10 protein-coding genes and 1 rRNA gene are annotated in these 16,966 nt (G+C 39.3%); 7 read left to right on the forward strand and 4 right to left on the reverse strand.

From position 1 onward, the window contains the following. The first annotated feature begins 8 nt into the window (after window positions 1-8). A 5S ribosomal RNA gene (gene rrf / locus CBW18_RS20125) occupies window positions 9-120 on the forward strand. An 831-nt stretch (window positions 121-951) separates the two neighbouring features. Next, window positions 952-2,655: a S8 family peptidase gene (locus CBW18_RS20130; RefSeq protein ID WP_253249101.1), complete on the forward strand. Its 1,704-nt coding sequence runs from the start codon at window positions 952-954 to the stop codon at window positions 2,653-2,655. Window positions 2,656-2,657: 2 nt separating this feature from the next. On the opposite strand, the gene CBW18_RS20135 is transcribed toward CBW18_RS20130, so the two are convergent. The 3 genes from CBW18_RS20135 to CBW18_RS20145 are packed head-to-tail and all read right to left on the reverse strand — an operon-like array spanning window position 2,658 to window position 5,556. Further along, a complete protein-coding gene (locus tag CBW18_RS20135) occupies window positions 2,658-3,443 on the reverse strand; it encodes a polysaccharide deacetylase family protein (protein ID WP_088303169.1) in 786 nt (261 codons plus the stop codon). Beyond that, window positions 3,443-4,375 (reverse strand): glycosyltransferase family 2 protein, encoded by a 933-nt coding sequence (locus CBW18_RS20140; RefSeq protein WP_088303170.1) that lies wholly within the window; start codon window positions 4,373-4,375, stop codon window positions 3,443-3,445. Before CBW18_RS20140 ends, CBW18_RS20135 begins: the two co-directional genes overlap by 1 nt. Continuing rightward, window positions 4,372-5,556, reverse strand: a complete 1,185-nt coding sequence (locus CBW18_RS20145; protein ID WP_088303171.1) for a glycosyltransferase family 87 protein — start codon at window positions 5,554-5,556, stop codon at window positions 4,372-4,374. Before CBW18_RS20145 ends, CBW18_RS20140 begins: the two co-directional genes overlap by 4 nt. Window positions 5,557-5,937: 381 nt before the next feature. On the opposite strand from CBW18_RS20145, the gene CBW18_RS20150 reads away from it, so the two are divergent. Further along, window positions 5,938-8,703: a DUF5695 domain-containing protein gene (locus CBW18_RS20150; protein ID WP_140418725.1), complete on the forward strand. Its 2,766-nt coding sequence runs from the start codon at window positions 5,938-5,940 to the stop codon at window positions 8,701-8,703. 237 nt (window positions 8,704-8,940) lie between these two features. On the opposite strand, the gene CBW18_RS20155 is transcribed toward CBW18_RS20150, so the two are convergent. Continuing rightward, a complete protein-coding gene (locus CBW18_RS20155) occupies window positions 8,941-11,304 on the reverse strand; it encodes a glycoside hydrolase family 127 protein (protein ID WP_088303173.1) in 2,364 nt (787 codons plus the stop codon). Between the two features lie 265 nt (window positions 11,305-11,569). On the opposite strand from CBW18_RS20155, the gene CBW18_RS20160 reads away from it, so the two are divergent. The 4 genes from CBW18_RS20160 to CBW18_RS20175 all read left to right on the forward strand — a co-directional run bounded on the left by CBW18_RS20160 (window position 11,570) and on the right by CBW18_RS20175 (window position 16,949). Beyond that, window positions 11,570-13,243: a M1 family metallopeptidase gene (locus tag CBW18_RS20160; RefSeq protein WP_088303174.1), complete on the forward strand. Its 1,674-nt coding sequence runs from the start codon at window positions 11,570-11,572 to the stop codon at window positions 13,241-13,243. 195 nt (window positions 13,244-13,438) lie between these two features. Then, entirely contained in the window at window positions 13,439-14,356 is a 918-nt protein-coding gene (locus tag CBW18_RS20165; RefSeq protein WP_088303175.1) for a dihydrodipicolinate synthase family protein, read from the forward strand. Window positions 14,357-14,367: 11 nt separating this feature from the next. After that, on the forward strand, window positions 14,368-15,951 hold the full coding sequence (locus CBW18_RS20170; RefSeq protein ID WP_088303176.1) for an aldehyde dehydrogenase (NADP(+)): 1,584 nt from the start codon (window positions 14,368-14,370) through the stop codon (window positions 15,949-15,951). Beyond that, the gene (locus CBW18_RS20175; protein WP_088303177.1) at window positions 15,948-16,949 is read left to right on the forward strand and encodes a 4-hydroxyproline epimerase; all 1,002 of its coding nucleotides are present in this window, start codon (window positions 15,948-15,950) and stop codon (window positions 16,947-16,949) included. The genes CBW18_RS20170 and CBW18_RS20175 overlap by 4 nt, the downstream gene beginning before the upstream one ends. Window positions 16,950-16,966 lie beyond the last annotated feature (17 nt).

Consider the following 16,966-nt stretch of genomic DNA (forward strand, 5'->3'; position numbering starts at 1 on the left):
AAAAACATTTAGGTGCCTATATCGGTGGTGTCCACCTCTTCCCATTCCGAACAGAGAAGTTAAGCCCACCAGAGCCGATGGTACTGCGGTAACACGTGGGAGAGTAGGTCGGTGCCAAATCTTAAAAGCCTTAAGCAGGCATTTAATCAGAACCCTTGCAGTAACAACTGCAGGGGTTTCTTGGTTTATAAAGTTTAAAGAGCAAAGACCAAGGAGCAAAGGCTGAATTGTTGTTTGAATATTACTAAGACATGATTCGGGATGTTTTTATGGCTACTAATCCATAACGATAGAAAAACAAGGAGATTAGGAATCCATCTATAATTGTTTCCCGCAGATTTCAGGGATTTCGCGGATTTAGGGTGATGAAACGTTGTGTCATTGAAATTCAGGATCTTTTAAGGCTATTAACCAATAACGATCGACGAACAACAAAATAGATCTCATCTATAATTGTTTCCCGCAGATTTCAGGGATTTCGCAGATTTAGGGTGATAAAACGTTGTGTAGTCGAATTTGGAGTCTGAAGAAAAGCCAGTTAAAGTTATTCTCAATCAATGTTCTTCCAAACCCTTGTCTGGTTCTCCTAAATGGGACTCAGGATCTTAAAAGAAGAGTGGATTTAAATGCCTCAACAGGCGCAGGCTTTCAAAAAAGGCACCAGGCCTGTCTTTAATAAACCTGATGGGAACGAAAATCCTTTTTGTTAACCATACATGCTATTTCCAGAAATATCTCAACAAAAAGATTGTCGTGTACAGCAGGACACTGAAAGAGCCAATCGTTGCTGACTTTCGTTTGCAAATGATTCACTTTCTTCCTGTTAAAAAATGTAAAATCTTTAAGTGCCCATTTAATAAATCCGTATTATTGTACCATTACGTACTTCATCATATGACTAATTTCAGCCAAAGAAAATTACTTACTCTTATTGTTTTCATCCTTGTTCAAATGGGTGCTTATGCACAGAATAAAAATGTAAAGCTTCCTGCGAATTGGTTTAATCTGGATCTGGCGGAGAGTGGTTATTTTGGAATTAGTGCAGAGAAAGCTTATCGTGATCTTTTAAAGGATAAAAAACCAAAAGAAAATATCATTGTAGCTGTTATTGACGGCGGGGTCGATATTAATCACCCTGATTTAAAACCGGTTTTATGGGTTAATCAAAAAGAGATTCCTGGAAATGGTATTGACGATGATGAGAATGGTTATATCGATGATATTCATGGATGGAATTTTATTGGTTCCAAAAAAGGTAATCTGGAATTTGATAATCTGGAATTGGTTCGGCTTCTTAGAATCTATACACCAAAGTATCAGTCTACCACCAATCTGACACCATTAGATAGTAATCAAAAGGAAGAATTCAGGCTTTATAAAAAAATGGTGGGTGATTTTGGAAAGAAATATGAAGATGCCAGTAATACGTTTTCTGTACTTGTTGCCATTAATAAGGTTTTGGATTCTGTGGCCACCATAAATCATAAGCAAATTCCAACTTATGAAGATATAGAAAAATATAAGGCTGATGATGAGACAGAAGAGCAGGTTAAAACCATTATCAAAAAAGGTTCAAGAGAAGATGGTGGCTTTGATAAGTTTTATAAGAATATTAAAGATGGTTATAAGCAATATGATGCCATGCTGAAATACAATCTGAATCCTAAATATGATAAAAGGGCAGAACTGGTAGGGGATGATTATGCTAATAGTCAGGATAGAAACTATGGAAATGCAGATGTAAAAGGGCCGGATGCCATGCATGGAACGCATGTAAGCGGGATTATTGGTGCTGATCGTAATAATAATTTAGGCATTTTGGGCGTGGCCAATCATGTGCGTATAATGGCCATCAGGGTTGTACCAACAGGCGATGAACGGGATAAAGATGTAGCTAATGGAATCAGATATGCTGTAGATAATGGTGCCAGGGTGATTAACATGAGCTTCGGAAAGGCATATAAATGGGATAAAAAGGTTGTTGATGAAGCAGTAAAATATGCTGAATCTAATGGTGTACTGCTGGTTCATGCTGCTGGGAATGATCATCAGAATAATGATGTTGAAGAAAATTTTCCAAATAAATACTATGATGGTGCTGAAGCGGAGGCATACAAGTCGGCACACCGCAAACCATTGAAACCAGATTTTATACCACAAAAACCTGTCGGACAACATACCATGGGCATGAGGCCTCCAATGGGTATTGCTGTTCCAAAACAGGTACCACTTGATTCTGCGAAATTTAGTTTGCCTAGTGCTACCAATTGGATTGAGGTTGGCGCAAGTGCATATAAAGACGATGAAACATTGAAAGCTGATTTCTCAAATTATGGGAAATATAATGTTGATGTTTTTGCGCCTGGCTTTTTAATAAACTCTACTATTCCTGATGGTAAATATGAAGAGCTTGATGGTACCAGTATGGCTTCGCCGGTGGTATCAGGTTTGGCTGCTTTGATTTTGAGTTATTACCCTCAACTTAAGCCTGCTCAGGTTAGGGAGATCATTATGAAATCTGTTTCGAAAGTAAACCGCAAGGTCAAATATAAAAACGAAAAAGGTGAGAATACCAGGGCGCTATTTAGTGAAATTTGTGTTAGTGGTGGCATAGTAAATGCATACAATGCCTTAAAACTAGCGGTAACTTATTAATATCAGCTGGCTTTAGTTCTTGTATTGATAAATTCCTGAAAGGTAGCAAACGGATATTTTTTTGCTTTCATCCAGGTGATCAGGCGATCCATTCTTCTGATCATTTTTTGTCCTGTGTTTTTTCTCACGTAAGCAGGAAAGCCAAACCTCTCCACATCATTAAGATCAGTAAATTCCCATGGATGAAAATAAATATTTAAGTATCGATCTTTTTGATAAGTCCAGCGAGCCAGGAACTTGTAGACACCAAGTGGCAAATTGTGAAAGGAAAGCCAGAATAGCGGAAACCTGATAATTGGACTTACAGAAGCTGGAATTTGCAGTACATTTTGCTTGGTAAAAAAGGTTCTGGAGATGTTAAAATTATTATAGCGGCCAGGTAAGTAAGTGGGATTAATTGAAGTATTATAGGTATAACCAGCCTTTTCTATTTCTTTTTCATCAACAGGCATCATGCGGGCCATGCGATAACCAGTAATTTCTTTTCCGGAGAGTTCTTGTAGTCTCAGTTTAGACTGAAGCAAGTGTTCCGGTTTAAAATCAGAGTGGTAATAGCCATGTGAAGCCAATTCATGTCCGCTTTTGGTTATGCGCTCAATTAGATCAGGTACATTTTCGGCGAAAGTAACCGTGCAAAAAAACGTCGCTTGAACCTGGTGTTTATCCAATAAATCCAAAATGGCGATCGTACCTGCTCTTGAAATGGAAATCTGATCTGCAAACGAAATATCCTTGCCATATTCAAAAGGCATATCAAATTCTTCAATATCAAAACTTAATAATACCATTATTGCTGAGGGATATTGGTTGAACGGATAATATAATTTGGACGGTTTTTAGTCTGCATAAACATTTTACCTACATAGATACCGATGATTCCTAAAATAATCAATTGCAAACCACCGAAAAATACAATGGTCATAATCATGGATGCCCAACCGGAAACTTCAACATGATTAACGAATGCATAAATCACATAGGGAATGTATAAAACAGAAGCTAATGATAAGATAAAGCCTAAGTAAACAGCCGAATATAATGGCTTTATGCTAAATGCGGTAACGCCATGCAGGGCCAATCGAATCATTTTCTTTAGGGTATATTTACTTGATCCGGAAAAACGTGCTGCCGGTTGATACTTTATGGCATGTTGCTTAAAGCCTAACCACTTTACCAAACCACGAAGGAAGGGTTCATTTTCGTGAAAATTCCGGAAAACATTTACCACTTTCTGATCCAGTAAGCGGAAATCTGCAGCACCAGGTTCAAGATCAATGTCAGATAACCAATTCAGTATTTTATAAAAAAGATTGGATGAGCTTCGCTTTCCTTTAGAAAGACTTTTATCTTCTGCCCTGATGGTATAAACCACTTCAAAACCAGCTTCCCATTTTTTAAGCATTTCAGGAATTAGCTCTGGCGGGTGCTGCATGTCACAATCCATTGAAATCACACAGTCGCCGAAGGCATGATCCATACCGGCTTTCACTGCAAGCTGATGGCCGAAATTTCTACTAAATTCCAGGAAGAAAATGTTCTCTGCAGTGGATGAGTATTCCTTGATTTTTTCAAGGGTATGATCTGCACTTCCATCATCTACCAGGATAATTTCATAATTATAATTGATGGTGGAGAAAACGTTCTTGATACTTTCAGAGATCACAAAAATATTATCAGCTTCATTGTAAGCTGGTATGACTATAGAAACTAATTTCTTCATTTATCAGCAATCAAATATGATTTAAAATCTTCTTTCATCATTTGGTAAATAATCGTAAACCAAATGATCATGCAAGGTAGGGCTTTGAGTGAATATAGGCGAATAAATTCTTTTGCAGCTCTTGGAAACAGGTCTGTTGGAGATAAGCTGGTTAAACAAAACGCAAACACAAACAAGCCTATTACCCAATTATTTTTTGGCGATGTTTGAACGATAAACCAGATGGCCACACCTGCAAAGGCAATGATATAAGTGGGCGATTCAGATCCACTGCTAAAGATCACCGTGAATATTAACGTAGATGCCAAAAGCATTAAGCGGAAAGCAAGGTGTTTATATTGGCTGATTCTTAAATAGGGCAAAGCGAAAAGGATTAACCCGCCAAGTAAAAAAGGCATATTTGGAAGATTGACGTCTCCACTTATTCTTCTTGCCATGCCCATTACAGAAATATCCTGAAAAGAAGTAAGGGAAGCATTTGAAGCATTTTTATGAACAAGGGAATGATACCAATCTACGTAAGATTGCATCACGAAATGAGGTGAGGAAATGGCCATTGGCAACAGGAAGAGTAAAAATACAGCTAGCACGCCTGCCAAAATGAACTTTACTTTATGCCGGCTAAAGAAGAAAAATGCCAAACCCACAATGCCATATAGCTTTACAAATGTGCCTAAGGCGATAAAAATGGCAGATTTAATTTCTTGTTTTTTTATTAAGTAAGAAAAGCTAAGCAATATCAATCCGGTTAAAGCAATGTTGAACTGAAAGCTGAATAGGGCTGTAAGTGTTTCATGTGCACAAATCCAGGCAATAACTGTTCTTTTATTGAGTGAAAGCGGCAGACTATAAATACCCCAGAGTAGTACCAAAACATTAGCAATGTTCCACAAAATCATGCCCAGGCCATCAGGCAGCCAGGCAAAAGGAGCAATCAGTAAAGAGAAAATGATTCCATAATGGTTGCTGTCGCCATATTCTGCATAATTGTTATATAAATTCTGCAAATCAAGTGTATGCAGATAAACATATTTGAAAATAAGATAATTGTTGAACGAATGGTGAAGGTATTGTTTTGTACCGGCAACAATAGCCAATATAACATATATGCCAATAACACATTGTTTTTTTTGTAAAAAGGCAAAAATTTTAGAAAAGACCGAGTTTGTTACTGTGCTCATATGATTGGTTGGGCAAATATAATGAATTTAATGATCCACAACAGGGCTATGATTGTACATCATCCATTCCCCAGCCAGCTGTTATCTTTTAATTAAATATAATATTCATTATGGGGCTGATTAAAAGAAAAGTTATACGCTTCATCACTTTAAAAGGATTGATTACCGAATTTTCAAATAGTCTGATTGCCGGGAATGATCGAATGATAATTCTAAGTTCTACTGATTCTGACTGAAATTATTAGTTTCGGAAACTTTCATTCACCATAATTAAGCTGATACTTTACCAATCTTGTCTAAATTGTCAGATTGGTTTTCCTTTGTTTCTTTAAAGAGTATTTTTGATTGACTATACTGAGCATAGTTTTAATGTTAACCATCATGAATAAAACACTTAAAATAACAAGAAGGAGCAAAAGGCCATTATTACCTGCCATAATCTTTATGATCGTGCTTTTTGTAAGCACTAGGATTGTAAATGCACAATCGCCGTGGATCAGTTTAGGTAAAAAACCTTCCACATTAGGTCTAGAGAAAGGTTATCTCTCTTTTGATGCCGGCGCATTTAATTTAAAACTGGTTAAATCAGCTCAGACAGTTGCTGGATTGCAACCCAAAAATGTTAAAGATTTTGATTTTGTGCCGGGTGATAGTTTGAAAGTCAGAAGTTCAGACGGACTTTACCACCTGGGTGATCTTAACCTGAAGATTAAAACAGAAAATAGTAAAGCGTGGACCAGCTACAGCACCGCTGGCAAAAGGATGCCGGTAAAAGCATTGGCTGCGAATGGTAAGGTGCTGGCATCAGCAGATCTTGCCGCTACTCTGCCTGCAGATATTCCTTTACAAATCATCCGAAGCTGGGAAATGAATGATGGTAAACTGATCTTAAAATTTGAATTGAGAAACAAATCTGCTCAAAATATAGAAATTGGTGCATTGGGTATACCCATGATTTTTGATAATATTCTGGAAGGCCGGACACTGGAGCAAGCCCATGCTAAAAATGTTTTTTATGATCCCTATATTGGAAATGATGCAGGTTATTTACAGGTAACCCGGTTAAGCGGTCATGCGCCATCGTTATTAGTTTTGCCTTTTGGCAAAACACCATTTGAAGCCTATAACCCTTTAAATGATGACCGTACACCCAGAGGAATTGCCTTTGAAGGTTTCTATGAGTGGATGATTTATAGCAAGGCCTATGCGGAGAATGAATGGAAAAATGCTGATCAATGGAATGTGCCAACATCAACCAGCTTAAAGCCCAATGAAACCAGAACGTATGGACTCCAGTTTGTTCTGTCCGGTACGGCAAGAGATACGGAACAAAAACTGATCGAAAATAAGCGACCAGTGGCAGTTTCCTTTCCAGGTTATGTAATTCCCCGAGATGTAGATGCTAAATTGTTCCTTAAATATGGCAGTAAAATTAAAACAATCAAAGCCTTTCCGGAAAATTCGATGGTAATTAAGCCTATAGGCACAACCAAAAATGGCTGGAAAAGTTATGCTGTTAATGGCAGTATATGGGGTAGAGCCAGATTAACCATTTTATATGAAGATGGCTTGGAGCAGACGGTGAATTATAAAATTATTGAGCCCGAAGCCAATGTTATTGTCAGTTATGGAAATTTCTTAACGACAAAACAATGGTTTGAACAACCAAATGATCAATTTAAACGTTCGCCATCGGTGATTACTTATGACAATGAAGAACAGCAACAGGTGATACAGGATAATCGCGCATGGATTGCCGGCCTGAGTGATGAAGGAGGAGCTGGCTCCTGGCTTGGTGCCATTATGAAACAGTTGGTTCATCCGGAGAAGGCTGAAATTGATAAGTTGCAAAAATTTGTAGATACCGTGATGTTTGGAAATATTCAGCTTAAAAACGGTCCGCAAAAATATGGCGTAAAAAAGAGTTTGTTTTTTTATGAGCCGGACTCGATGCCTAAAAATACCTATTCCAGCAGCATAAATTTTAAAACCTGGTCTGCCTGGCCTAAAAAAGAAGCTGATAATCTGGGCCGTTCCTATAATTATCCACATGTTGCAGCTGCACACTGGATGATGTATCGCTTAGCCCGAAATTATAAAGGCCTGGTAAATCCATCCACCTGGAAAGAACACCTTATTGATGCTGCCGAGACAGGAATGGCCATGGTAAACATTGCGCCTTATTATGCGCAATTCGGGCAAATGGAAGGAACCATTTTTTATCTTATCCTAACTGATCTGAAAAATGAAGGTTTGATGGAAGAAGCGGCTAAGCTGGAACTGGAAATGAAAAAACGTGCCGATCATTGGAAATCACTGGAATATCCCTTTGGTAGCGAAATGCCCTGGGATTCTACCGGGCAGGAAGAAGTTTACGTATGGTCGAATTATTTTGGCTATAATGATAAAGCAAAAGTAACGCTTGATGCTATTTTAGCATATATGCCAGTGATCCCACATTGGGCATATAATGGAAATGCCCGCCGTTACTGGGATTTTTTATACGGTGGTAAATTGCAGCGCATCGAAAGGATGATTCACCACTATGGTTCTGCATTAAATGCCATTCCGTTATTGATGGATTACCGCAAAAATCCTGCTGATTTTTATTTGTTGCGTGCCGGCTATGGTGGCTTAATGGGTTCCATCTCTAATATCACTAAAGATGGATTTGCACCTGCAGCTTTTCATGCTTATCCATCTACGTTAAAGAATGATGGCATTACAGGAGATTATGGCTCTGGCTTTTTTGGTTATGCCGTAAATACCTCAACGTATGTGCTGGAACATCCTGAATTTGGCTGGCTGGCTTTTGGCGGGAACTTGAAGAAGATCAAGAATAAGATTGATATTAAACTAACTACTGCCGCAAAATCATCGGTTTACTTAGCCCCAATTGGATTGTGGATTTCACTTGATGCCGGTAAAATAGCATCCCTGCAATATAATAGCTCAACTGGTGAAGTAAAGCTGAACTTAGAAAAGGCAGATGCATATACACCAACTGCCATCATCCGAATTGCCCAGCCTGCAAAAATATCGGGTGTAGGCACTTATGAGATAAAGTCTGTAAACACGAAGGAACGTGGAGCAAGTTTTATTAATCTTTCTCCAACGGGAACCACAGCAGTGTTGATTCAAAAATAAATTCACCAGCTCATTTATTTCAAAAGGTTGTCCCTTCATTAATAATTTAGATTTGTCAGGTTAAGCTTGTCGAAACACCGTTAAGAACATTTTTTAACAAGTCTTTCGACAGGCTCCTTGACATTTTGAATTTATGATACAGCCACTGCGTTTTTTCCAAGCTTTTGAAAGTTGGGTTCTGAAATCCTCAAATAAGAAGCTGATATCAGAAGTGTAATCAGTTTGCTGCTGTATTGATTATTTTTCTTTAATCACTCTGATACTGTAAACAGGACCCGCACTATTCCTGGCTTTCGGAGATAGTTTAACCGTTACCTTTTTTTTGCCTTTACTTAATTCTGGAGGGATTTTATAGGAAATTTCATAAAAGCGACTCTCTTTATACCGGTTTAAATCTTCTGATGCAATGTTTACGTTATCAACCAAAATATCGAAGTTTCTTCCCCGGTTATCCATGCCCCAATAAGATGCAATAATGGTATTCTGTGCATTGGGATCTACCTTAACCTCAAATTGAATAAAACCCTCTTCACCAGCCATACGCCACTTGCTGCCATGTTCTTCTCCCATTGACTCTTTAGCTGCCGTGAAATTGTGGTCGCGTTCTGGTTGCATCTCGCCAAATCTGAAAACATCAAGCGTTTTATCTTCCAGTTCTTTTTGCTTACGTTTCTGTTCATCGTAAATTTTCTGCTGTACCACCCATTTTTCAGGGGTAAATACATCCCAGTAAACACTATAAAACTGGTTTTTTGTTTGATAGAAGGGGATCATGGTTACCTCCTGCGGTTGGGCAATGTTTTTAGTCTGGAATTTAAGTTCAGCCTGATTTACCACACTTAACCAATCTTTAGGGTCTTTATTGGCACTTACAAATACCGGAACACCTTTAATTGGATCTGGTTCTGTCGTTCCTAAAACTCCGGCAAGTAATACTGGTCCGAAAAATACAGCCCGGCGGTCTGCATTATCAGGCATGGCCTCCGTATATAATTTCTCGGGTGTAACATAGCTGATTTGATCATCATTTTTCCATTTTCGGGTAATCACATAATAACCTGTTTGATCAGGCATAATTTTTTGAATTTCACCATTCACCGCTATAGTGGTTTCAGTAGACCATTTAGGCTTTCTTACCCGGATAGCGAAGGTAGATGCTTTGGTTAACTTGAGCTTAAGCGTGGTATGGTCTCCCTGTGGTAAAGCCGTTTGCTGCGTTAAGGTTAGTCCTTTTTCTTTCCAGTTTAAAACTGATGGAATGAAAAGGTTTACATATAAACTGCCATCATCTCCTCTGGAATAAATGCTTTCATTGTATTTTACATGATTTTCCATACCCGTGCCTACGCAACAGGTAAAGGTATTAAACTGATCGCTGTATTCTTTTTTACCGCCCATGCGTAATGGCACAAAATAGCACATCATTCCATCATCATGGTTTTGCGAGGCCAGAATGTGATTATACAAGGCTTTTTCATAATAATCAAATAATTCTGCTGACGGGTTTTCCGCAAAGAGGTGGCCTGTTAATTTCAGCATGTTATACGTGTTACAGGTTTCGGTGGTATTTTCGGTTAGCTTATCATTTAATTTATTGGGTTCGCTTAAATACTCGTAGTTACTGTTGCCTCCGGTAGCATAAGAGTGGTGGTAAACAATCGTTTTCCAGAAAAAATCTGCAATGGCCTTGTCATTTTGATCGCCTGTAATTTCATGTCTTCTGGCACTGGCAATAATTTTAGGAATTTGCGTATTGGAATGCTTTCCGGGTAAGATATCCTGTTCTTTAGCCAAAGGATCAAGGATGCGTTTATCATAAAATTTGTAAGATAAGTCCAGGTATTTTTTTTCGCCGGTTATGGCATACAGGTTAACCAATGTTTCGGCCATTCCGCCGTATTCACAAAAAAGCATCTTTTGCAAAAGCTCATCATTTAGTTTGCTTACGATATGTTGAGTCCAATCTGCCAGGGCTACTGAAGCGCTGAGGGCCTTTTTATTGCCTGTGTAAAAGTAGGCATCCAAAAGTCCGGACATAATTTTATGCACGGTATACCATGGAGACCAGCCGCCATTTAAATCAAAGCCACCGGTTTTCACATTTCCCTTTGCCAGTTCACCCCAGATTTTATCTTCATTTCCAAAAGCACCCAGATAACCGTTTTTTCTAGCCTTCTGACAAGCCACCAGTTCATCAACAATATAATTTACTTTGGTTAAGACCGCCGGATCTTTAGTGGTAGCATATTGCATGGATATGGCCGATAAATAATGGCCTAATGAGTGGCCGGCCAAACCATCACTTTCCCAGCCGCCATAAATTTTGCCTTTAGGCTCAAGTCCTGCATTTTTTCTGAAACCCGATAACAGGCGATCCGGATCAATGACGGCGAGATAGGATTCATCTGCCAGCATAGCGGTTTTAAATGTGCTTTCCAGCAAGCTTACCTGCGAAAGATCAAAAGCATAGGCTTTAATTGGCGTGCTGTTTTTAACTTTTATCCGGCTATCGTTAAAGTGTGGAAAGTAATTTTGAGCTTGAGTATCTACAGCGCCTGACAGGGCCAATATCAGCAAGCCTTTAATCATAATCTTATTCATGATGGTAAGGGTTTATCTAATCAATAAAATTAAACAAAAGGTATAGCTTGTAAACCCCTATAATTTGCCATTATTAAGCATATTTTAACCCTGTTTTAAATATATGATTAAATTAAGGTGATTATGATACCATAGCAATTGCCATTAATTGTCTGATTCATCCCGTATTTTATCCGGTTTGTACTAAAAATTCCTGATTAACAAACACTTTGGCCATCTTCGTACAGCGTCAATATCAACCGCATTATCTGTTTAGTTTTTTACGATGAAAAATTTAATCCGCATTTTTTTGCTTTTTGCCGGTTTATATGCACCAGCAGTTTTTGCTCAGGTAAAATCGCCATCCTACACTTTAGCTGATACGCTTAGGGGAAGCCTGAATGCTGAAAGAACCTGGTGGGATGTACAACGGTATGAGCTTGCTTTTAAACCTGATTATGGGCACAAAAGCATATCTGGTGCCAATGAAATCATTTATAAGGTAGTTCAACCGAATGATGGAAAAACCCGCATGCAAATTGACCTTCAGGAACCACTGTTGATTGATAGCATTTGGTATAATGAACATGCAAAACTTAAATTTGAGCACGTAGGAAGTGTTTGGTATGCCCATGTTCCCGGTCAGAAATTAAAAACAGTTAACCGTGTAAAAATCTTCTATCATGGAAATGTACATCAGGCAAAACGTGCGCCCTGGGATGGAGGATTCATTTTCACAACTGATTCTCTATCCAGGCCATGGATGACTGTTGCCTGCCAGGGTTTGGGCGCATCAGTCTGGTATCCTAATAAAGACCATCAAAGTGATGAACCAGATTTAGGCGCTTCCTTAACAATGACCATTCCTGATACCCTTGTAGGCATTGGCAATGGCAGATTGGTTTTTAAAAAAGATAATCACGATGGTACAGTAACCTATAAATATAATGTAATTAATCCCATTAGTAATTATTGCATTATTCCATATATTGGTAAATATGTAAATTTTAAGGAACAGTATGCAGGTGAAAAAGGAAAGCTAGACCTAAATTACTGGGTGTTGGATTATAACCTTGGCAAAGCCAGCACCTACATGCCCGATCAGGTTCATAAAATGATGAAAAGCTTTGAACATTGGCTGGGCCCATATCCTTTTTATGAAGATGGCTATCAGCTTATCGATGCCTCTCATACCGGGATGGAACACCAGTCAGCAGTTTCTTACGGCAATAAATATAAGTTTGGTTATTTAGGCAGGGATATGTCTGGCAATGGCTGGGGGTTAAAATGGGATTTTATCATCATCCACGAAAGTGGTCATGAATGGTTCGGCAATAACATTACCACCAAAGATCTTGCGGATATGTGGGTACATGAAGGTTTTACCAATTATAGCGAAACCCTGTTTGTGGATTATAATTTCGGAACTGACGCAGGTAATGCGTATAATTTTGGCATCAGAAAAGGGATCCGAAATGATCGGCCGATTATTCCACCTTATGGCGTAAATGCTCAGGGTAGCGGAGACATGTATCCGAAAGGAGGCAATATGCTGCATTCCATCAGGCATAGTTTGGATAATGATGAACTTTTCAGGTCCATTTTGCGGGGACTAAATAAAGTTTTTTATCACCAAACGGTAACAAGCGCTCAGGTAGAAGCTTATGTTTCCAAACAAGCCGGTTATTCTTATTCAAAAGTCTTTGATCAGTATTTACGAACTACCCAGGTACCTGTATTTGAATATTACATTAAAAATGATGAAGTCTTTTACCGGTATACTAACTGTGTTGACGGATTTAATTTGCCGTTAATCCTTAAAAAAGAGGGTGTTAAAACGTTAAAACTTATTCCGACACCAACCTGGGCACATTGCAAACTATTGCAAGGGCAAGAATCTTTACTGGAAAAAGCAGCGATTGAATTCATGTATTACCTGCAGGTTAAAATGAACAGTTAGATTTTAACCTAAATGGTCTATTTATAGTTGGTATCGGTTAAAATACAACAATTCCACCCTGAAGCTATGGCGTAACTTTGAATATAAGATGAGAATTACAATATAAAAGTTACATGCAGGCTTTGTTCTCTGGAATAACTCATCAAGCATCTCATAAATTTTTTGAAAAATATAATTATAAAAAATAATAGTAAAATGGCAATAAAATGGACAGGGGTTTTCCCGGCTGTAACGACAAAATTTACAGCAAATGATGAATTAGACTTCGCTGCTTTTGATGTAAACATCGAAGCCCAGCTGGAAGCTGGTGCAAAGGGTATTATCCTTGGCGGATCACTTGGCGAAGCCAGTGTATTAACAGATGAAGAGAAATTCGGGTTATTATCCCACACTTTAGAAGTAGTAAACGGTCGTGTGCCTGTTCTGTTAAACATCTCAGAATCTACCACAAAAAAAGGAATTGAAGTAGCAAAAAAGGCAGAATCTCTTGGCGCGCAAGGCCTAATGTTATTGCCTCCAATGCGCTACAATGCATCGGCAGATGAAACATTGGCATTTTTCGGAGCCATTGCTGAAGCCACTTCATTGCCCATCATGATTTACAACAACCCTGTTGATTATAAAATTGAAGTAACCCTGGATATGTTTGAAGTACTGACCAAATATCCAAATGTACAGGCCATCAAAGAATCCACCAGGGATGTTTCAAACGTAACTCGGTTAATCAACCGTTTTGGTGATCGTTTTAAAATTTTTACAGGTGTAGATCCATTAGCTATGGAAAGTATTGTAATGGGTGCCCATGGCTGGGTGGCCGGTCTTGTTGATGCTTTCCCAAAAGAAACTGTCGCTATTTTTAACCTGATTAAAGAAAACCGTATTCAGGAAGCATTAACCATTTACCGTTGGTTTTTGCCTGTGTTAGAATTGGATATTCATCCGAAACTTGTTCAGTACATTAAACTTGCTGAAGTAGCTACAGGTTTAGGTACGGAAGCGGTAAGAGCGCCACGTTTAGCACTTGAAGGCGCAGAAAGAGAAAAAGTATTAAAAATTATTAACGACGCATTAGCTGTTCGTCCGGAATTACCTGCAGGAAGCTGGGGTAAATAACACAATCAAATATGAACGGAAAAAATATAGTGGCCAGCGCTTATAAAGAAGCCGTTGAACTTAAACTTAAAGCAGTAAATCCGGCAACGGGTTTATTGCTTGATGGTGAATTTTGTAAGGCCGGTGAACAGGAAATCAATGAGGCTTTGGTATTGGCTACCGAATCATTTGAAACCTATAGAAATATCCATAAAGATAAAAAAGCAGCATTTTTAAATGCCATTGCAGATGAAATTGCGGCTATTGGAGAAGATTTGGTGGCTCGTGCATCTGCAGAAAGTGGCTTGCCGTTACCCAGGTTACAAGGCGAGTTAGGCAGAACAACCGGCCAGCTAAGGCTTTTTGCCAACCTGGTAGCAGAAGGCTCATGGGTTGATGCAATTATTGATACGGCCTTGCCGGAAAGACAACCTCTGCCCCGATCAGATATTCGCCGGATGCTGATTCCGATGGGACCAGTCGTGGTATTTGGTGCCAGTAATTTTCCTCTGGCTTTTTCAGTAGCAGGTGGAGATACAGCTTCGGCCCTGGCTGCCGGCTGCCCAGTAGTGGTTAAAGCACACCCTGCACATTATGGTGCCAGTGCCCTAGTTGGTGAAGCCATTGTGAAGGCCGTAGAAAAAACAGATATGCCAAAGGGTGTATTTTCTTTACTGTATGATGATGGCTATCAGGTAGGTGCGGCCCTGGTATTACATCCACTTACAAAAGCGGTAACTTTTACAGGCTCATACCATGGCGGAATGGCGCTGATTAATCTGGCGCAACAACGACCACAACCTATACCGGTATTTGCTGAAATGGGAAGTATTAACCCTGTTATATTGCTGCCGGAGGCGATAGAAAATCAGGCGGAAGAACTCGCTAAAAAATATGCAGCATCCATTACGTTGGGAGCAGGGCAATTTTGCACCAATCCGGGTTTAATGTTGGCTATTGCATCTCCGGGGCTTGAAAAATTTAAACAAGCCATCGCTACCGCAATTTCAGTAGTTCCATCTGCAACTATGCTTACTGAAGGAATTGCGAAAAATTATACGAAACTTTCAGCGAACATCATTGCTGAAAATGGCATTGAATTACTTGCGGTTTCTGAAGTGAAAAATGAAGCATTACAAAACCAGTCTGAAGCGAAAGTAGCACAGGTAGATGCAGCAAGTTTCATCAAAAATCCAAAATTACAGGAAGAAATCTTTGGACCATATTCACTTTTAGTGGTGGCGAAAGATCAACAAGAACTGGAAGACGTGATTGCTGTATTGCAGGGGCAACTTACGGTGACCTTAATGGCCGATAAAAATGAGCTTAGTCAATATCAGTCACTCATTCATAAGCTAACAGCTAAAACAGGGCGTATTATTTTAAATGGTGTACCAACGGGTGTTGAAGTTTGTGCAGCGATGCAGCATGGCGGACCATTCCCGGCAACAAACGACAGCCGGTTTACCTCAGTAGGTTCTACAGCACTTTATCGTTTTGTCAGACCACTGGCTTATCAGGATTGGGAGCAAGATCTTTTGCCAGATGAGTTAAAAGATGGGAACCCTTTGGGTATTTTTAGAATGGTAAACCAGCAATTGACGAAAGACTTATGAGTAAAACCTTTTTTTGTGTAGATGCGCATACCTGCGGAAACCCGGTAAGGCTAGTGGCAGGTGGCGGGCCACAGCTGGTGGGTGCCAATATGAGCGAAAAACGACAACACTTTTTGAGAGAATTTGATTGGATCAGAACAGGATTGATGTTTGAACCCCGCGGTCATGATATGATGTCTGGAAGTATTCTTTATCCGCCACATGATCCTCAGAATGATGTGGCTGTTCTCTTTATCGAAACCAGTGGTTGCCTGCCCATGTGTGGTCATGGAACCATCGGTACCATTACGATTGCGATAGAAGAAGGACTGATTCAGCCAAAAATTCCGGGTGTAATCAGAATGGAAGCGCCGGCAGGTTTGGTTCAGATTGAGTACAAGCAGGAAGGGAAAAAAGTAAAATCTGTTAAGTTAAAAAACGTAGCCTCTTATCTGGCTGCAGAAAATCTGGAAATTGAATGTCCGGATTTGGGAACGCTGACGTTTGATGTGGCTTACGGTGGGAATTTTTATGCCATTGTTGATCCGCAAACCAACTTCCCGGGATTGGAAAATTATACGGCATCGCAGCTCATCACCTGGAGTCAGACAATCAGAAAGCGCATCAATGAGCAATATACTTTTGTTCATCCACAAGACGCTACCATTAATGGTTGCAGCCATGTATTGTGGACAGGTGCGACTTTAGATCCAACTTCAACCGCCAGAAATGCAGTTTTTTATGGAGATAAAGCCATTGATCGTTCACCCTGTGGTACAGGCACATCTGCCCGTATGGCCCAATGGCATGCAAAAGGGAAACTTAAAAAAGGAGAAGATTTTATCCATGAAAGTTTTATTGGCAGCAAGTTTACCGGAAGGGTAGAAGAAGAAATTGAACTGGATGGTTTTAAAGCCATTATTCCAAGTGTAGAAGGTTGGGCAAAAGTTTTCGGTTACAACACGATCAAGATAGATGCTGAAGATGATCCTTATGCGCACGGATTTCAGGTGATTTAGTAATTGTTTTTATAGAA

The organism is Pedobacter sp. AJM (assembly GCF_002197755.1).
Classification (GTDB): Bacteria; Bacteroidota; Bacteroidia; order Sphingobacteriales; family Sphingobacteriaceae; genus Pedobacter.